This window comes from Neptunicella marina (genome assembly GCF_014270035.1).
Taxonomy (GTDB): domain Bacteria; phylum Pseudomonadota; class Gammaproteobacteria; order Enterobacterales; family Alteromonadaceae; genus Neptunicella; species Neptunicella marina.
The window spans coordinates 95,570-114,264 of record NZ_JACNEP010000002.1; the positions used below are offsets into that span (position 1 = coordinate 95,570).

Consider the following 18,695-nt stretch of genomic DNA (forward strand, 5'->3'; position numbering starts at 1 on the left):
TTTGCTTGTTTATGCCAAAGACATTTGCGCAAATCAACGACAGCATGACTGCCATTCCCATCCCCGAACAACCAAATGCAATGGAACTGGGAACTCCCCCATTGCCTGATGCTAAAAACCACGAAGCCTGGCATTCGCAATACGGTAGTCGATTTGCTCGTAATGTAACGGTTGCCACTCTAACCCCATTTCTACCAGACCCAACTAAGGCCAGTGGCGCCGCAGTAATTGTTGCTCCTGGAGGTGGCTTTATGACACTGTCGATGGAAAACGAAGGTTGGGATGTTGCACGCGCGCTTGCAAAACGCGGTATTACAGCCTTTGTACTCAAATATCGTTTAAACCAGACACCGGCTGATATGACAGAATTCAAGCGCTCAATGGACGCCATGTTTTCCGGCACAGGACGTAAACCTCCCCGACCAGATCCAAAACAGATGAAAATCCGTCTTGCCGCCCAACTGGAAGATTCACACGCTGCTTTTGCGCTGCTGCGTAGTCGCGCAGGTGAATGGAACATCGACCCAAATAGAATCGGTATGATAGGTTTCTCTGCCGGTGCAATGCTCACCATGGCAACAGCACTGACAGATGAACAGGCTAAACCGGCTTTTATCGGTAATATCTACGGCCCGTTAAATGCAGTGGACGTACCAGAAAATGCGCCACCTTTATTTGTTGCCATCGCCGCTGACGATCCATTTTTCTCAAAAGGTGATTTCGGCCTGATTCAGAGCTGGTTTACAGCGAAAAAGCCAGTTGAGTTTCACTTTTATGAACAAGGTGGGCATGGTTTCGGCATGTATCCCAAGAAAACAACCAGTACCGGCTGGTTTGATGCTTTTGTCAGTTGGCTAACCATGCATGGTATGCTTAACGATAAATAGTGCTTTGTAGCACCGCTAATCTTTTATCATAACAGTTAAGAATAAGTGTCTGAATCAACAGCAATTCAACAGAGGGGGAATTATCCCCCCTTTTACAGCATAACGCCGGGGTGAAACTACCCAATATGCGGTGCCTGACAATGAGAGTTTGATTTTACTTCTTGTTTTTTTTATTTAACGCCTGAACTGAGATATATTTTGACTTTACTGAATAAAGTCTATACCTTGTACCCAGCTTGAATGTAAGTCTATGTTTAAAACCTCCATTTCGTCGCGTTCCTTGTAGTTCTTCGTACTGTAGTTTCTAAATTTCAATTTATATTTCCGCTTATTCGTGCCTCACGAAGGCATCCTTATACTTTTATAAACAGGATATTTATTATGTCTACTACAACTACTGGTACCGTAAAATGGTTCAACGAATCTAAAGGTTTTGGTTTTATTGAGCAAAAATCTGGCCCAGATGTATTTGCACATTTCAGTTCAATTGTTAGCTCAGGTTATAAAACTTTGGCTGAAGGCCAACCAGTTGAGTTCAACATTACCCAAGGTGCTAAAGGCCCTCAGGCAGAGAATATTGTAGCTGTCTAATAGCTGCTAATTCTTATAAAAGGCAAGCTTTGATAGCTTGCTTTTTTTATATCTTGAATCCAGTAAAAATTCAAAAAACGTATCGTACTCCAATTCATTTTTCCTCCTGGCACAGCATATACCCGGTCAAAACAAACTTGTACAAGACAGGCTATCGCTATAATAAACGTCTTTTTAATTGGAAAAATAAAACAATGTCATGACTGGAATGATAACCAGTTTAAAAACATTTATCTCATATTCAGCAAAATAGTTTGAATTCGCTAACCCTTTAATTGGTAAAGCATTTATTAATCTGATACTAATAAGTCGAAAGACCAAAACGAGACAGATTGCGGTAAAAAAACGCTCCAATAGCTCATCGTTAAATTTTAGGTTTCCAGCGGGTTTATTACTGATTTGGTAAGCGCTGCCGTAAAGACCAACAGATCCATTTAGATGGACTCAAAAATAACCGCATCCCTCTGTTTTTCGCCCAATACTGGCGGCGTTATGTAATACACTAATTGGAGAATTTGTGCCAAATATCCTATTCCTATGCAGCAAAAATAAACTAAGAAGTCCAACGGCTGAGGCTGTGTTTAGTGATATTGAAGGCTGGAATGTTTATTCGGCGGGCATTAGCCATGATGCAGAGGTTCATGTTTCGTTAGAAGATATTGAGTGGGCTGATTACATATTTGTTATGGAGAATGTTCACAAGAAAAAGTTATCACAAAAATTTGGTAATGCTATTAACAGACAGCATGTGATCTCTTTAGGTATTCCAGATGATTACGAATACATGGATGACGTTTTAATAGACATATTAAAATCTAAAGTACCTGAATATGTGAAATAAGCGATTAACCAGCAAACTAATAACAAACGAATTAATAATTAGGATGATTTTTACCACTAGCACAACATACACATTTAAACCCAAAGGACTGAGCGTGAAAAAACTATGAATGGTAAAAGACCTACAATAAAAAAGCCCACCTAACGGCGGGCTCAAAACTATTGATAGCAAATCACGTTTTGGGAGAATTAAAACATATAACTCTTGGCGGCTTTTAACAGTTGATCCTTAGTCATGCGTTCAGCGACACAGCTTTTAATATCCTTGTTGTTGAACACATAAACACGATCCAGGTCCTTATCATTTTCGTCTTCACCAAAGCCCTCAAGAATAAAACTGACATGCTCACCTTCTGGCATGGATTTAACCCCCATACCGTATTTACATAAGGTTTCGGCCACTGTGTCTTCAAACTTAGCTAAAAAGGCGCGGGTGTTTTTCATCGCCATTTCTCTGCTGGCCTGCATGCTTTTTTGCTGCTCTGCTTCCAGTTTTGCCGCGTATTCATCAATCTTTTTGCGTTTTTCGGCCAATTCCTGATTTTGCTTGTTTAGCTCGGCAATTTCCTGTTCCAGTTCTTTTTTATCTTCTGCATCAGCATGGCTCTTTTCAAACTCTATATCGCGACGACGACGCTCATATTCACGCTCATCCCAGCTAAGTTGACGACGTTCGTCACGTAATTCACGTAATTTGTCGCGGACATCACGCATCGCATCTTTGGCATGTTCCATCGCCTCTTCCATTTCGTTCTCGAAATCATCGGTATCAAAGGTGATGACGATATTCTTTTCTGCCAGCTTTTCTTTAACTTTTTGCCCGGGTACAGGGGCAACAGGTGCCACGGGGGCAGCGGGGAAAAACTCACGCAGGCTGCCAAAATCAAAGTTAAAATTCCAGCGGCTTTTGCTGGTGCTCACTTCAAATACCACGCCTTGATCAGCCAGATAGCTCATATCGAGATTGTGGAAACGGATCGCAGCTTTATCATTATTTTGCTGCAAGGACGTTTTTAAAATACTCGACATAATTTGCATGTCCTTGCTCAGTTCCGCCATTTGAGTGGCAGCACCCGCCGTGGTGGCAAACATTGCGGTGGTTAACAGGGTTAAAATTGATTTTTTCATTAGTATTACCTCTTAAAATCTGGCTTGTACCGGCATTATTGCGCTGGACGACTAGCCGGTCTTTGATACAAATCCTGCTGTAAATCGTTTAATTGCTTTGCGTAATAAAGCTGATCATCACTACGCTGGTCATTGATGTATTTAATCAGCTCAACAAAATCTTCACGGCGTTCTTCACGGTTTGCCGTAATCAAATAGTTACTTAGCTGTGCGTTTGTCTCTTTTTGCTGGTCAAACAATTGTTGTGATAGATCCTTCATTGCCAGTTGTTGTTGCTGTTCATAGGCATCGACCCTTTCATTGACCAGTTGCGCAATACGCTGCTCCTGCTGCTTACCGGCAAAACTCACAGTAAAACTGCCATCGGAGACATGAATATCCACTTTGAACAACACCATACAAATCGCTACAAATGACATTGCCATGGATAATCCCGACTGCCACTGCCAGCGCGAAGGTGTGACATTGGCCGCTTCAAACGTGGCTTCACGATTCCAGTTCGGCACCGGTTGCTGCTCGGTATGAGAAGCCTGATGCATAAAAGCACGGGCGGCTTGCATGCGCGCTGCCATTTCCGGCAGCTGTTCACATTGCTGCTCAAATTCGCGTTGTTGTGACGGACTTAATTTGCCATCCAACCAGCGTTCAAATTGTTGTTCGAGATCAGACATATTCCATCTCCACTACTTGTTTTAACTTGTCCAGACCGCTGTATAAACGGGATTTCACCGTATTGGCTGAGATGCCCAGCTGGTCAGCGATTTCATCAAAGGTGAATTCGCCAAAAAATTTCAATTCAATTACCGCTTTTTGCGCAATCGGCAACACCTGCATGGCTTGCACCAGATTTTTATTTTGCAGGCTGGCCATATGTTCATCTTCGGTTGTTTGCTCGTGAGCGGTTTCAAGTTCCAGCTCATCATCTATGCTCTGCATCGGTTTTTTACGCCGGTAAAATTCAATAGTGCGGTAGTTAGCGATGCGGAATAACCAGCTTTTAAAACTGCTTTCTCCACGAAAGCTTTGCAGGCTTCTAAATACAGAGATAAAAATATCCTGCATTAAGTCCATGGCATCGTCACTATTCCCCACCATTCGCAGACCATAGTTATATATTTGTTTTTCATAGCGTTTAATAAGTTTGCACCAGGCGCCTTTATTGCCTTTTAGTGCCTTATTAATCAGCTTTTCATCGGTTTGTTCGAACACTCAACTGCAGTCCTTTGGTGTTTTTTTGTTTTCGTTTGTCATTAAAGTCGAGCCGGGTTTAAAAATAGTTTGAATAGATTTAAAAAAATTTAAATTTTTTAAATCTTACAAAATGAGAGTTTCAACGTCCTGCCATTCATCTTGTATTGTTTGGTCTGTATACTGCCGTGCTAATTTTCACCATAGTTGATAATCCATGTCAGACAATAAGGTTACTATCGGGCTTGTTAATCCCAAAAGTCCAGCCAATGTTGGCAGCATTTTAAGGGCTGCGGGCTGCTTTGGTGCCAATAAGGTACTATACAGCGGTCAGCGCTATGCGCGCGCTAAAGCCTTTCATACCGATACCAAAAATGCGCAAAGTGCCATTCCAACACAAGCGGTGGATGATTTATCCCAACATATTCCCGCAAATGCAACTGTGGTGGGTATTGAATTGGTCGAAGGTGCTGAAGTATTAATCGATTTTCAACACCCCGAAAACGCATTTTATGTGTTTGGACCAGAAGACGGTTCTTTAACTCAGGAACAATTAAATTGGTGTGACAAGGTGGTTTATCTGCCCACCAAAGGTTGTTTGAATCTGGCCGCCACCGTTAATGTGGTGCTGTATGACAGAGCAGCTAAACACCCCGACACACCGCGCGACGATGAATTAATCAGGCAAAGTCGCGATACCAATAATCGCGTAAAAGTCATCAAAAAATAGCTACAACAAAAAGGCTCATGATGTTAAACAAAATAATAAAAGATCCCTTACTGCACTTTGTCATTTTAGGTGCAGCGCTATTTGCACTAAATCAGTTATCTGGTGAAGAAGAGCAGGATAACCTGATTGAGGTTAATGCAAATACGGTTGCACAGTTAATTAATAACTGGCATCAAACCCATGATGAAACGCCTAACAACAAACAGCTGCAACAGCTGATAGATGATTACATCAAACAACAGGTGTTATACCGCGAAGCTATCGCGCAAGGTTTGGATCAAAACGACCCTGTTATCACTGAACGTTTAGTGCAAAAGCTTAGCGACCAGATTGAAGGCTTTACTCCAGCCACCGAACCAAGCGAACAACAGCTAAAAGATTTTTATCAGCAGCATACAGAGTTATTTAAAACCGATGCGCAAATTAGCTTCCAACAGGCGTTTATCAATCCGGCTAAACACGATGATATTCAAGCCACCGCGCAAAGCTGGTTATCCCAGCTACGCGCAGATGATCAGTTAGTGTTAGGCGACCAGCGCGGTTTTAAAAATGCATTTCGTGATTTAACTTATGCACGTGCAGTCAGTTTGTTTGGTGATGCCTTTGCCACACAATTATTTAATTTAACTGGTGATAGCTGGCAGGGTCCGGTGCAATCGCAAAATGGTCTGCACCTTGTACGTATTGTAAATAAAACCGACTCTCTATTACCGGCTTTTGAGCAAATTCGCGATGCGGTTGCCATTGCCTATCAAAATCAGTTACGCCGGCAGGCAATTGACGATTATTATAAAAGTTTAAAAAGTGAGTTTGTAATTAAACGCAACGATTTAACCGCAACCGGAGCTGCTCAATAATGCGCTGGCTTAAATATTTATGCCTGGTGCTTTTACCATGGCATGCCGCGGCAGATGAAATTAAGCCGGGGTTTTTATCCTTGCTTGAACAGGCTGACAATCAATATCAGGTGAGTTTTACCATTCCGTTTCACAGCAGCTTACCCTTAGCAATCAGCGCCGAGTTTCCTGCTGGATGTGAAAAAACACCAGTTGTTACCCTGCCTGGCAACAATAGAGTAACTCTAAAATATCAGCTTAAATGCTCGCATACTTTAGGTGGTGAGCAGCTGACAATTAAAGGTTTACAACTAACTGCCACCGATGTGTTATTGCGCGTGGAATGGCTAAACGGTGAGTTAAATATGCAGCGCTTTACGCCGCAACAAACCTCACTCAGCCTGGATAAACCGGGTGACAGTGCGGCTATAGCCGGACATTACACTGTAATGGGCATTGAGCATATATTGATTGGCTGGGATCACCTGTTGTTTATACTGTGTCTGGTGTTTATTGCGCGTCAGCCCAAACGCATTATCGTCACCGCAACCGGTTTTACTCTGGCACATTCACTCACTCTGGTGGCCACCTCGTTAAACTGGGTGAGCGTGCCCATTGCACCGGTTGAAGCGGTAATAGCACTGAGTATTTTATTTTTAGCCACAGAGCTGTGTAAACATCATCGCAACAGCCTGACCTGGCGATATCCGGCGTTGGTAGCCAGCACGTTTGGCTTAATTCACGGTTTTGGTTTTGCGTCGGTACTCAGTGATTTAGGTTTGCCAGAGCAAGGCTTTGCGATTGCCTTGTTGTTCTTTAACGTCGGCGTTGAATTAGGCCAGCTGATATTTATCGCCTTTTTACTTTGTGTGGCGTGGTTGTATATGCGTTTTTTACCGGTCAACGTACGTTTAAGCGAACAACTCACAGCCTATTTTGTTGGCAGTATCAGTGCCTTTTGGGTAATTGAGCGAACCTTAAGTTTTATATAAAAAGGCACAATCAAAAAAGCCCCTTACACGGGGCTTTTTTATGAAAAAACTTAGAACTTCTGCTCAAGACCAATAGCCAGCCAGTCGGAATCGGGATCGTTTTCCATATTACGATCAGCATAAAACGCAAAGAGTTTGGTATTTTTGCCCAAACTATAATCCGCGCCAACGGAAATCACTTTATCATCTTCCAGTGTCTGAATTTGTGCCTTGTAGGTTAGTTTATCAACTGCATAAGCGGCACTAACCAAATAACCATTTTTGGATACCCCGGTATCAACAGCTTCCTGACGTTGAAAAATGGCGCCAATTTTCAGGTCATCCAGTTTAGTTTGCATACTCACCCGGGTGGTGTCGTACCCTTTAACATCAAAGTCGACACCAACAGCAGCAAAAACTTTGCTTTTCTTAAGCAATTTGTCGCCATACATTAAGGATACCGAAGAAGCACTGTCACCATCAGCTGACTCCTCTGCCACATAGGTTGCACCGACTGAAAAGTCCCCCAGTTTAGGTGAGACGTAAGTCACAGTGTCACTTAACCGGTTTTCACCTTTCCATAACTTTCCGATATCCATTTCCAGATGATTAAACTGATCGATTTTGCCCTGCGCCTGTTTAAGCATGGTATCGTTGCGGCCAATAAGGACCTTACCGAATCCCCCCTGCAAACCAATATACTGGTTACGTCCGGTAATATTATCTCCACCTGAAAGGTCAGTTACATCCACCTTCCATTCAAGGTGATAAATAGCCTTAAGGCCATCATCCAAATCGTAAGTGCCTTTCACACCTACACGGCTATTATTGCTTTTGGTTTCAGTAAAGCGGCCATCTCCGTCATCCGTGCTTTGAAAGGTGACATTCACCAAACCAAAAAAATCAACGGGATCATCATTGGCCAGAACAGGCATGGCGCTACTTAACAGGGCGGGTGCTAACAATAAGCGTGATACATTCATCAGAGGGTCCTCTTGATCGTCACATTTCAAGAAAAAACTAAATTTATCAGCGCATTAATTAAAAATATCTGCGTGTCAAATTGGCACAAATATTACCATAAAATGACATTTTTATTTCTTTTTTATTACATTATTTGTGTAATTTATAAGCTATCAAAAATAAAAAAGCTGACAAAACTTACGCTTTGTCAGCTTTAAAATTGAATTGAGACGAACGTTTAAGCTACAAAGATCGTCTTAGTAATATAGAAAAAGATTATAGATAGTCCAGCGCCAACCGGTAATGTGATTACCCAGCTTACAACGATATTACGTACAACACCCAGATTTAATGCAGCAATACCACGTGCCATACCAACACCTAAAACCGCTCCAACTAAGGTTTGAGTAGTAGAAATAGGCAAACCTGTACCTGATGCGATAACCACCGTACTGGCTGCTGCAAGCTCAGCCGCAAAACCACGACTTGGTGTTAAGTGCGTAATGCCTTTACCTATGGTTTGAATAACACGATGACCGAATAACGCCAGACCAGCCACTATGCCTAAACCACCTAATGGCAGGATCCACCACACCAGAGCTGCTTTCTTGGCAATTTCACCACCACTGTTAACCACATTTACCACAGCAGCCAACGGACCAATGGCATTAGCCACATCGTTAGAGCCATGCGCAAATGCCATACAACATGCAGTGACCACCATTAAAATAGCAAACACTTTTTCCACACTGACAAATTGCAGCGAGTGGTCATTTGAGGGGTCAAACTTAATACGGTTGATAAACAAACGCCCAACGACACCAACAACCACTGCGATAGCAATCGCGATAAGGATGTCTTCACCTGCGGGAATATGTAATCCAACGTGTTTTAATCCTTTTTTGATGGTCACCAGTGACAGTACAAAGCCTGCCAGTCCCATATAAAAAGGCACATAACGTTTGGCATTTTTAAACGGACTATCGGTATCAAAAATTAAACGCTGGGCGCTCATAAAGATGAGATAGGCAATAATGCCCGATATAGCCGGTGTTACAATCCAGCTACCAACAATACCGCCCACTTTACTCCAGATAACCGCATCAGCGTTGACACCCACAGCGGCAAAACCAATAATCGCACCGATAATAGAGTGTGTAGTTGAAACCGGCCAACCAAGATAGGATGCGACCGCCAGCCATAATCCAGCAGCCAACAAGGCTGAGATCATGCCGAACACCAGTAACTCAGGTTGATCAACAAAATATGCACTGTCGATGATACCTTTACGAATAGTAGAGGTAACTTCACCACCAGCCAGATAAGCTCCGGCAAATTCAAATACCATAGCGATAATAATGGCTTGTTTGATGGTTAGCGCTTTAGAGCCAACCGAGGTTCCCATTGCATTGGCCACATCGTTTGCACCAATACCCCAGGCCATTAAAAAGCCCACAATCGCAGCTACGCCAATTAGCATAGCGCCGTAAGTTGATAATATATCCATCGATAATTGCTCGTTTAATCAGCTAACATTAACTCGAGACGTGACCCGACTCGCTCGGAGATATCGGCGAGATCACCTACCCACTCGATAATGTTGTATAAGAATATAACGTCTACAGGATTGAGTGATGACTCCAGTTTGCGTAACTGTTGACGCAATTTAACCTGCATCACGTCGGTATCATCTTCGATTTTGTCCAATTCCTGAATCATACCTTCAACCAGACGGACCTCGCGTCCTTTAAAGCCTGCTTCAAGTAATTCATCCAGTTCATTGATAACAATTTTTGCTTGATTGGTTGCATCCAGACAACGATTCAAATAAGCACGAAAGTCGTCTTGCATGGCGTGTGGGATTTCCAGTTCCCTGCCAACTACCCGTCCGGAAATATCTTTGGATTTATTGGCAATTTTGTCTTGCTGTGTCAATAAATCCAAAATGTCCTGGCGATTAATCGGCATAAAAATACCGCCTGGCAAACTCATACGTAGATCACGCTTTAATGTGTCCGCCTGCTTTTCCATTTGAGATATAGTTCTTTGTTGTTCAACGGCTGTTGGCCAGTCTTTTTCAAAAACAGCATCAAAAAACGATACGAGTCCCTGCGAACATTGGTGAACCACATTAATGTGTTCTTCCAGTGGTTTTAGTGGTGATTTTGCAAACACCCCTAGAAATGAATTTGATGGCATAATAACCTCGTTTTGACTCTTGTTTAGTCGGGGCGCATCATACAACAACATGCCCCTAAAACCCAGAAAAATGGCTTATTTACGGCATTTAATTGTACACCAACTTTTCCAAAGCCAGTTCAGTTTAAGAAATGCTATAGTTGCACAAAATCATCCTAATTTAATGTACATTTTGCATTAAATTAACTAGGGTCTGTTTAACGTTATTCCGGGGTGTTGTGTTGGTGTATTTTTGCACGACAAAAACATCCATCCCCTGTATTTTCCTTTTGCACAGTGAGGTGTTATGAAACAAATAGTCGTTACGCTGGTTGGTTCGGATAAACCCGGTATCGTAGACCGCATTTCAAAAACCATTTATCAGCATCAGGGCAACTGGCTGGCATCCAACCTGAGCAAAATGGCCGGGCAGTTTGCCGGTATTATTCAGGTCATGTTACCTGAAGAAAAAATTGAACAGTTCGAAGTGGCAGTTAATCAAATCAGTGATTTACGCTGCGTGGTTCATGCCGATACAGAAACCGATACGTCAGCGGAATTACGCACGGCCTATATTGAGCTGGTTGGCAATGATAAACCGGGTATAGTTCAGGAAATTACCTCGGCCATCCATCAGGCCGGAGCCAACGTAGTAAAAATGCATACCTTGTGTGAAAGCGCACCGAACTGGGGTGGTGAACTGTTTAAAGCAGAAATTGTGATTGCCTTTCCACTCGATTTAAATGCCGAAAAAATTCAACAGGAACTGGAAGCTGTTGCTGATGATTTGGTGGTGGAATTAACGGTAAAACCCGCCTGATAAAAACATCTAACACTTAATTAAAAAAGGCGTCCGTTGGACGCCTTTTTTAATATTAACTTTTTATTTAATCGAGAAACGGTAACCCGCTCCACGCACAGTTTGAATTAACTCGTCATGACCATGCTGTGAAATCGCTTTACGCAAACGGCGAATATGCACATCGACCGTACGGTCCTCCACATAAACATTGGTTCCCCACACAAAATCGAGTAATTGTTCGCGGCTGTATACACGTTCCGGGTGAGTCATAAAGAAATGCAACAGACGAAATTCCGTCGGCCCCATATCCAGCGCTTCACCGTTTGCTGTCACACGGTGTGAAACCGGATCCAGTTTAAGGCCTTTAAACTCAACTTCTTCATCTAAACTGGTGGGTGAAACACGACGCAATACCGCTTTAACCCGCGCAATTAACTCTTTAGGCGAAAAAGGTTTGGTGATGTAATCATCGGCACCGACATCCAGGCCTTTGATTTTATCTTCCTCTTCACCACGAGCCGTTAACATAATGACCGGAATATTACGGGTAAAGTCACTTGATTTAAGTTGTTTGGCAAACTGGATACCGTTACCGCCCGGCATCATCCAGTCCAGTAAAATCAGGTCAGGCAAAGGCTCGGCCACTTTTTCCATGCCGGTATCAAAGTCTTCTGCTTCAACAGCCTGAAATCCATGTTGCTCGACAATAAAGCCCAGCATTTCACGGATAGGCGCTTCGTCTTCAACAATCAGAATACGTGTTGTCATACGGGTTCTCTACTAATAAGACTATGATAAGTATCTAAAAATCATATGACACAAATATGACATAATGACAGATTTTTTACACCTTTCACTTTTTCATAAATCTGTCATCAAATACAACAAAGGGGCGTAACGCCCCTTTGTTTAATCGTATTAAAACAATATTAATTAAGCACCAACAGCCGCCAGTTGACTGGCTTGTTCCTGCTCGGCCTTTACATAACGTTTCCATTGTTTGGCCATACGCTGGCTGTTTTCATATTGCTCGGCTAATCCAAGATTATGCATGGATGCCACATAATCTTCCTGATTGTAAAGTGCCATGCCCAATACCAAATAAGCAGTACCCGGGTTGCTTAAGCCACCTTTTTCAATGGCTTTTTCGATTGCAGCCACTGCTTCAGGCCATTTTTCCATGTTTAAGTAAAGCTGACCCAATTGCGCGTTCAGGTTACCGTCTTCTGACATATCTGCCGCGGCAATCATCACAGGAATCGCTTTATCCTGTTCCTGTGCCAGGGACCAGGATTGGGCCAGGAATTTCATATTACGCAGGTTCTTTTCGACTACGCCTTTTTGCATGGATTTTTCCAGCAGTAATGCGCCTTTGTATGGTGCACCATGGTAGTAATACAGTTGTGCCAGATTATTAATGTCACCGGCCGAGGTGATATACCCTTGCTGATAAGCACTTTCCATTACAGCCAGTTGCTGTTTTTCCTGCCCCAGTTCGCCGTACATACCAGCCAGTTGAGTCCAGTATTCAGGTTTGTTGTATTCCTTAACCAGTTTAACCAGCACATCTTTTACTTTTTCCGGCTGTTTTAACTCATAAAAAACAGCACGTTGCAGTATGTACCAGTTTTCTTCCGCCACTTTATCCTGACTTTCGATACTGGCGATTGCCTGACCTATATAATCAGCCGCTTTAGCAAAACTCTTCTGCTGATACATGGCCTGTGCTTTTAAATAGTTATTACTGGCAGGCACTTCGCCTTTATTCAGTACTTCCCATCGTTCTAAATAAGAAATGGTTTTATCAAAGTTACCCTGCATCATTTCCAGTTGTGCCAGTGAAAACAAGGTTGTCATTTCAAATGGCTCAGGAATGGGCTGTTCAGCAATCGCTTTTTCAAAGTTGGCGATCGCCTCCGGCACCCGTTCTTTCTGGTAATAAATAAACGCGTAGAAGTTCCACATCATGGCACGCTCATAGCTGTTCATTGAATCAGCTTTGCTTTGCACATTGTCCAGCGCTTCGATGGCATCCGGTACTTTATCTTCGTCAGCAAGAGATTGAGCGCGGGCCAGTTGTTCATAAACTTTAGCCCGCAACGCAGGTACCTGACGGGTTTTAACTTTCGAATATTGTTGCTCTGCAGCCATGCTCGGCGTAAACGCCGCTGCGACGCTTAATGCTGAGACCATAATCAGATAAGAAATGACTTTGCCAGTTAAATTGCGTTTCATCTTGTTATCTCACTTAACCATTCATTTTAAAGGTAATGCGGTTTTGTACACCACTTACCGCAGTTTCTTCGCCGTTAACCACACGCGGCTTGTATTTAAATTTGAGTGCAGCATCAATTGCCGCCTGTTCAAACATGCCTTCCGGATTTGCTTCAATTACGATGGGGTCTTTTACCGTACCGGCTTTGGTTACGGTAAATTCAACAATCACGTAACCTTCGATCCCTCGCTGCAATGCACGACGTGGATACACCGGCGCTACTTTTACGATGGGTAGATATTCCCCATCAGCAGAATCGAGCGAAATACCGCCTTCCAGTGAAACATCACTTGCAACATCTGCGGAAAAACTCATCCCCGCGTTGCTTGCATCAGGAGAAGGTGAATCCATCTGCGGCTGCTCCATTTGTGGAGGCGGATCCGCAGGCTTGGGTGGCTTCTTCGGTTTACGATCTTTTTTCTGTACTGTGTCTTCCTGTTTTAAGCGAATAAACTCCAGCACATTGCCCTCTGGGGCTTTCATATCTTCACCGCCACCGGACTGAATCAGCGCCTGCATTAAATAAAACAGGCCTAATGTAATCCCGGCTGCCAGTACAAAGGCTACTAAGACTCTGCTCATGACTTAAGGCTCTTGTGCCGCAATGGAAACATCATAAACACCGGCCGAACGTGCAGAATCCATGACCTTAATTAACACCTCGGTAGTGGCTTTTTTGTCTGCCTGGATCACCACAGTACCTTGTGGATTTTCAGCGTGTAAACGCTCAATATTGGCCTGCACCGCACGTTGATCGATGCGACGTTTGTTAATCCAGATTTCCCCCTTGTCATTGATCGCCACCAGAATATTGGCACGGTCTTTTTTGACTGCCGTAGCGGCTTCCGGGCGATTTACGTCAATACCGGATTCTTTAACGAAAGACGCCGTAACGATGAAGAAAATCAACATGATAAATACAACGTCCAGCATGGGCGTTAAGTCAATTGTTGCTTCTTCTTCATCTACCAGATTTTGAAAATGCTGTTTCATTTAAATCTCACTCGTAACTGTGGACTTAGCCTTCATGGTCAAGGCTAATAACGTCTTCAATATGGGTTTTCTCAACTTTGGCTTTACGCGCTAACCAGGTGGAAGCAAATACCCCGGACAGCGCCCCAACCATTCCCGCCATCGTTGGGATGGTGGCTTTTGACACACCGGATGCCATGGCTCGCGCATTCCCTGATCCCAGCATGGCCATACTGTCGAATACTTCGATCATGCCGGTAACCGTGCCCATTAATCCAAGTAACGGACACAAAGCAACCAAAGCCTGAATAACAGGAATGCTTTGGCTAAAGCGCATGGTTAATTGAGAAATCACCTTTTGACGAATTTGTTCGGCATACCAGGAGGACTTGTCACTTCTGGCGTTCCATTGGGCAATACATTCTTTTTTGAACTGACGGTGGCCGATAAAGGTATACAGCACCCGTTCCAGAATCAGTAACCACATCACGAAAATCAGGAACCCGATGACCAGCAGAACCTGGCCACCTGTTTCTGTAAAATCGCGAATCGTTTCAAGGAATTCCATGGTCAACCTCAGGCCTGAGTGGCTTGTTCAGCTTTTTCAGCACGTTCAGCAATAATGCCTGACGCCTGTTCCTGCAGGATGAACACGATATTTTTACTGCGTGTATTTAACATCGCATAAAGTAAGGTAGTTGGAATGGCTACAACCAAACCCAGAACCGTGGTTACCAGTGCGGTAGAAATACCACCCGCCATGATTTTCGGGTCACCGGTACCATATAGGGTAATGTCCTGGAATACGCGGATCATACCGGTTACCGTACCTAATAGACCCATCAGAGGTGCAACAACTGAGATAATCTTAATCACAGTCAGGTTACGACCCAGTTTTGGCACTTCACCTAAAATCGCTTCAGTCAGTTTTAATTCCAGTGTTTCGGTATCAGCGTGAGGGAACTCACTTTTCACTTTGATCACACGACCCAGTGGATTGTCATTGCTGGCAGTTTCATTTTTCAGCTGACGATTAACCTTATTACGAATAAGAGTCAGGGATACCAGACGCTCAAGGGCTAACAATAAACCGATTGCACCAACAACCAGAATGATATAACCCACGGTACCGCCCTGTTCAACACGCTCCTGATAAGAAGGCTCCTGAACTTTCAGACGTAATATACTGCCGCCAGTTGGATCCAGACCAAATTCGACTAATTCACCGTGTGAATTTTCCAGAGCATTAACTGTGTCCAGATAACGTTGTGCAGGCTGGCGCACCAGTTCAGCTACGTTCTGGCTATCCAGTAAATATTCCAGATACTTGCCATCCGCTACCAGTGCAAATGAACCAACACGTATTGCTTCTTTGTTAACTTTATTACCATTGGCTTCAACCACATCGGTTTTGAAACGGGTAATTTTGCCTGACTCAGTCATTTCACGTTGCATTTCAAACCATACGCGCTCGATTTCATTAATCGATGCCAGCTTGGAGCTGCTACCCATTTTCTGAGCCAACTCATCAAGGAATTCAGCACGACCTGGAATTTGAGCAGAAATAACCGAGTTCTGGAATTTACCTTTGGTATCACCAGCCACCTGCTGCAACACACCAAATAATTCCTTTAATGAACCCAGACGGCGATTCATCGCTTCGTTTAAATCTGCCAGCTTAAATTCATTTTCTTCAAACTGGGTTTCCAGTTTTTCACTGTTTTTTAATTCCTGATCACGACGAGACATTGCTTCTTTTAGCATGCGATCCTGCTCGCCTGCTTTTGCCACAAACTCTTTTTCGCGTTCTTTATTTTGTTTGCTTTGCTGGATTTGACCTTGCTCCAGTTGTTTTAACAACTGATCCAGATCCAATGCTTTATCTTCCTGCGCAAAAGCAGGTGTTTGCATCAGGGTCGCCAATACTGCAACCGAACATAATTTAAATACGTTTTTCATTGTCATTTAATCCGATTAGTCAGTTAAGGCTACAGGCAGAGTTAACAGGTTTGGTGCCAGCTGTTTCTTGGCAATACGCAGGCCTTTGGTTACCTGAGTACGATAGCTGTTATCCAACGCTTCCCACTGTTTGCTTTTCTTGTTCCAGATACCTTGCAATGCGGCATCACGTGTTTGATAAATCAGGGCAATACGACCGATACGCAGGAAATCCACATCACGCTCAGTACCTTCAATTTTTTGAATACCGCTGTACGCTTCAATTGTGCGGCCATAGTCCATTTCAACCTGATAGGCTTCCATCACACGGCGGAATTTTTCCGATGGCGCCACATCGGCTCTGTCCATCATTTCACGCAGACTAGCGATACGTTTTTGGCGCTCTTCAGGTAAGAAAGGTACGTCCAGTCCGATAAATTGTTCCAGACCGTCAACCATTCTCATCATTAACGGGGTGATTTGACGCTCAATCACGCTAACTTCATCGATAGACGCGTTAAGGTCGGCCATTTCATCAAGCTGATTTTGAATTTGTTTACGAAGTTGGTTGTTATAAACCACTAACCCATCGGTTTCTTTATTGACTGCTTTAAATTGCTGTAATTTAGAATCAATCTGACCAGTAATGGAGTTAATTTTTTCCTGCGACTTGATGGCAGACTGGTTGATTTTATCAGCCGACTTCACCACAGGTTTTAGATAGTCATCTTCCTGTGCATTGACGTAACTTGTCATTATTGTTGCTGAGATACAGGCAACGGAAAATGCTTTGAAAAGCCTCATACATAAACCCTAAATTCACAGCCCGACACAACGCCAGACTTAAACGGAGCACGATAATAAGGCAGTTTTATGACAATTTTATTAAATGTGGTTAAAGCGAATGCATTTTTTAAAAAAGCAGCTTATGCCGCCAAGTTTCTCGCCCAAGTTGAAAAAATTACGCTAGAGTATGCGCAAAATGTCTGTTTTAACTTTGTATCATGATTGACAACTACTCCTGGCGAACACCGCTTAAAAATCTGGTGTTGTTTTTATTACCCTGGGTAATTATTGGCTATCTGACCGATCACTTTTTATTATCCATGGTCATTGCGCTTACCTGGCTGGTCGGCTGGCATTATTACCACCAATGGCAGTTATTTGTATGGTTATGGCGCACGCGAAGCCTTACACCTCCCGTAGCGAATGGGGCCTGGGCAACCATTTTTGATGGTATCTATAAACAACAAAAGGCCAATCGTAAACGCCGTCGGCAATTAGGTGATTTAATTAAGCGTTTCCGCGAAGGTGCGCAGGCGTTACCTGATGCCACCATTGTTTTTGATCATGAAAACACCATCATTTGGTCAAACAAACTGGCGCATCAGTTACTCGGCATTAAAAATTCTGATGTAGGTCAGCGACTCAATAACCTGATCCGCAATCCTAATTTCGAGCAATATCAGAAAAAAGGCGATTTTAAAGAACCGATAATTATTACGTCACCATTAAATCCCCAGTCACTTTTAGAGATTCGTATTATCCCTTATGCCGAGCAAATGCTGTTTATCGCGCGGGATGTTACCAAATTGAAGCAGCTGGAAAATATGCGTCAGGACTTTGTTGCCAATGTTTCACACGAGTTACGCACTCCACTGACCGTGATGTTGGGTTATCTGGAAATGATGGAAGAACCGGAACACACGCCACCGGCCATGATAAAAAAAGCCATTGATGAAATGAGTCAGCAAACCGTGCGTATGCGTGATCTGGTAGAACAGTTACTGGTGTTATCGAAAATTGAATCCGGCGGTGAGGAAGTCTTTAAACAAACAGTCAACGTTGCCAGCATGCTTAGTGTGGTGCAAAGTGAAACCAGTTCATTAAATGCAGTGAAAGGTCACCAGATTAGTTTTGATATCGATAATGACTTGATTGTATATGGCAGCGAAACCGAATTGCGCAGCGCGATGTCAAATCTGATATTTAATGCCATTCATTACACCCCCGATGGCGGTACGATTGCCGTAAGCTGGAAACGTACCAAAGAAGGCGCACTGTTTTCGGTAAGCGACAACGGTGAGGGCATTTCTCAAAAACATCTGGCGCGTATCACAGAACGCTTTTACCGGGTGGATAAAGCGCGTTCACGAAAAACCGGCGGCAGCGGATTAGGATTGTCCATCGTCAAACACGTATTGGCACGCCATTACTCGGGATTAAAAGTGAGCAGTCAGGTGGGTAAAGGCAGTACATTTAGTTTTACATTGCCTAACAATATGATCCCTGAAAAAGATCAAAAGGCCAGTTAAGCCTGTATTTTACAGATTTTTTACTATAGTTATCAAAAGGATAGCGAACGTTATTTTTGTCATATTATTGCAACAAAAAGT

22 protein-coding genes are annotated in these 18,695 nt (G+C 43.3%); 9 read left to right on the forward strand and 13 right to left on the reverse strand.

The annotated features are described in order from the left end of the window. The first annotated feature begins 11 nt into the window (after window positions 1–11). The 3 genes from H8B19_RS02850 (at window position 12) to H8B19_RS02860 (ending at window position 2,319) form a co-directional block, all read left to right on the forward strand. Window positions 12–887 (forward strand): alpha/beta hydrolase, encoded by an 876-nt coding sequence (locus H8B19_RS02850; protein ID WP_186505275.1) that lies wholly within the window; start codon window positions 12–14, stop codon window positions 885–887. Between the two features lie 381 nt (window positions 888–1,268). Continuing rightward, on the forward strand, window positions 1,269–1,478 hold the full coding sequence (locus H8B19_RS02855) for a cold-shock protein (RefSeq protein ID WP_186505276.1): 210 nt from the start codon (window positions 1,269–1,271) through the stop codon (window positions 1,476–1,478). 517 nt (window positions 1,479–1,995) lie between these two features. Further along, entirely contained in the window at window positions 1,996–2,319 is a 324-nt protein-coding gene (locus tag H8B19_RS02860; protein WP_186505277.1) for a phosphotyrosine protein phosphatase, read from the forward strand. A gap of 188 nt (window positions 2,320–2,507) precedes the next feature. Here H8B19_RS02860 and H8B19_RS02865 read toward each other — a convergent pair whose 3' ends face one another. From H8B19_RS02865 to H8B19_RS02875, 3 genes are read right to left on the reverse strand one after another with little or no spacing between them, the layout of a single operon-like run. After that, entirely contained in the window at window positions 2,508–3,446 is a 939-nt protein-coding gene (locus tag H8B19_RS02865) for a hypothetical protein (RefSeq protein WP_186505278.1), read from the reverse strand. 35 nt (window positions 3,447–3,481) lie between these two features. Further along, entirely contained in the window at window positions 3,482–4,117 is a 636-nt protein-coding gene (locus H8B19_RS02870) for a hypothetical protein (RefSeq protein WP_186505609.1), read from the reverse strand. Further along, window positions 4,110–4,655 (reverse strand): sigma-70 family RNA polymerase sigma factor, encoded by a 546-nt coding sequence (locus H8B19_RS02875; protein WP_186505279.1) that lies wholly within the window; start codon window positions 4,653–4,655, stop codon window positions 4,110–4,112. The genes H8B19_RS02870 and H8B19_RS02875 overlap by 8 nt, the downstream gene beginning before the upstream one ends. Window positions 4,656–4,851: 196 nt before the next feature. On the opposite strand from H8B19_RS02875, the gene H8B19_RS02880 reads away from it, so the two are divergent. Genes H8B19_RS02880 through H8B19_RS02890 form a run of 3 tightly spaced genes read left to right on the forward strand, consistent with a single transcriptional unit; the run spans window position 4,852 to window position 7,192 of the window. Further along, window positions 4,852–5,364 (forward strand): RNA methyltransferase, encoded by a 513-nt coding sequence (locus H8B19_RS02880; protein WP_186505280.1) that lies wholly within the window; start codon window positions 4,852–4,854, stop codon window positions 5,362–5,364. A gap of 20 nt (window positions 5,365–5,384) precedes the next feature. Next, window positions 5,385–6,221 (forward strand): peptidyl-prolyl cis-trans isomerase, encoded by an 837-nt coding sequence (locus H8B19_RS02885; protein WP_186505281.1) that lies wholly within the window; start codon window positions 5,385–5,387, stop codon window positions 6,219–6,221. Next, complete coding sequence (locus H8B19_RS02890) at window positions 6,221–7,192, forward strand: HupE/UreJ family protein (protein ID WP_186505282.1); 972 nt, start codon at window positions 6,221–6,223, stop codon at window positions 7,190–7,192. The genes H8B19_RS02885 and H8B19_RS02890 overlap by 1 nt, the downstream gene beginning before the upstream one ends. Before the next feature lie 50 nt (window positions 7,193–7,242). On the opposite strand, the gene H8B19_RS02895 is transcribed toward H8B19_RS02890, so the two are convergent. From H8B19_RS02895 to H8B19_RS02905, 3 genes are all read right to left on the reverse strand, one after another. Beyond that, the gene (locus tag H8B19_RS02895) at window positions 7,243–8,154 is read right to left on the reverse strand and encodes a porin (protein WP_186505283.1); all 912 of its coding nucleotides are present in this window, start codon (window positions 8,152–8,154) and stop codon (window positions 7,243–7,245) included. A gap of 218 nt (window positions 8,155–8,372) precedes the next feature. Beyond that, entirely contained in the window at window positions 8,373–9,641 is a 1,269-nt protein-coding gene (locus tag H8B19_RS02900; RefSeq protein ID WP_186505284.1) for an inorganic phosphate transporter, read from the reverse strand. 14 nt (window positions 9,642–9,655) lie between these two features. Further along, window positions 9,656–10,333, reverse strand: coding sequence for a TIGR00153 family protein (locus H8B19_RS02905; protein WP_186505285.1), 678 nt, complete (start codon window positions 10,331–10,333; stop codon window positions 9,656–9,658). A gap of 286 nt (window positions 10,334–10,619) precedes the next feature. On the opposite strand from H8B19_RS02905, the gene H8B19_RS02910 reads away from it, so the two are divergent. Continuing rightward, complete coding sequence (locus H8B19_RS02910; protein WP_186505286.1) at window positions 10,620–11,132, forward strand: glycine cleavage system transcriptional repressor; 513 nt, start codon at window positions 10,620–10,622, stop codon at window positions 11,130–11,132. Between the two features lie 63 nt (window positions 11,133–11,195). Here the strand turns inward: H8B19_RS02910 and phoB are convergent, their stop codons facing one another. The 7 genes from phoB to H8B19_RS02945 all read right to left on the reverse strand — a co-directional run bounded on the left by phoB (window position 11,196) and on the right by H8B19_RS02945 (window position 17,055). Then, the gene (phoB, locus tag H8B19_RS02915; RefSeq protein ID WP_186505287.1) at window positions 11,196–11,882 is read right to left on the reverse strand and encodes a phosphate regulon transcriptional regulator PhoB; all 687 of its coding nucleotides are present in this window, start codon (window positions 11,880–11,882) and stop codon (window positions 11,196–11,198) included. A 165-nt stretch (window positions 11,883–12,047) separates the two neighbouring features. Then, window positions 12,048–13,349 carry a tetratricopeptide repeat protein gene (locus H8B19_RS02920; protein ID WP_186505288.1) on the reverse strand — a complete coding sequence of 434 codons (1,302 nt, stop codon included), beginning with the start codon at window positions 13,347–13,349 and terminating at the stop codon, window positions 12,048–12,050. Between the two features lie 13 nt (window positions 13,350–13,362). Then, window positions 13,363–13,971, reverse strand: a complete 609-nt coding sequence (locus tag H8B19_RS02925) for an energy transducer TonB (protein WP_186505289.1) — start codon at window positions 13,969–13,971, stop codon at window positions 13,363–13,365. A gap of 3 nt (window positions 13,972–13,974) precedes the next feature. Continuing rightward, entirely contained in the window at window positions 13,975–14,382 is a 408-nt protein-coding gene (locus tag H8B19_RS02930) for an ExbD/TolR family protein (protein WP_186505290.1), read from the reverse strand. A 25-nt stretch (window positions 14,383–14,407) separates the two neighbouring features. Beyond that, window positions 14,408–14,929 (reverse strand): MotA/TolQ/ExbB proton channel family protein, encoded by a 522-nt coding sequence (locus H8B19_RS02935; RefSeq protein WP_186505291.1) that lies wholly within the window; start codon window positions 14,927–14,929, stop codon window positions 14,408–14,410. A gap of 8 nt (window positions 14,930–14,937) precedes the next feature. Beyond that, entirely contained in the window at window positions 14,938–16,272 is a 1,335-nt protein-coding gene (locus H8B19_RS02940) for a MotA/TolQ/ExbB proton channel family protein (protein WP_241737467.1), read from the reverse strand. A 63-nt stretch (window positions 16,273–16,335) separates the two neighbouring features. Continuing rightward, complete coding sequence (locus H8B19_RS02945; RefSeq protein WP_241737452.1) at window positions 16,336–17,055, reverse strand: DUF3450 domain-containing protein; 720 nt, start codon at window positions 17,053–17,055, stop codon at window positions 16,336–16,338. A gap of 117 nt (window positions 17,056–17,172) precedes the next feature. Between H8B19_RS02945 and H8B19_RS19105 the strand changes: the two genes are divergently transcribed. Then, window positions 17,173–17,307: a hypothetical protein gene (locus tag H8B19_RS19105; RefSeq protein WP_277816371.1), complete on the forward strand. Its 135-nt coding sequence runs from the start codon at window positions 17,173–17,175 to the stop codon at window positions 17,305–17,307. Beyond that, window positions 17,304–18,614: a phosphate regulon sensor histidine kinase PhoR gene (gene phoR / locus H8B19_RS02950; protein ID WP_186505294.1), complete on the forward strand. Its 1,311-nt coding sequence runs from the start codon at window positions 17,304–17,306 to the stop codon at window positions 18,612–18,614. The genes H8B19_RS19105 and phoR overlap by 4 nt, the downstream gene beginning before the upstream one ends. Window positions 18,615–18,695: the final 81 nt, after the last annotated feature.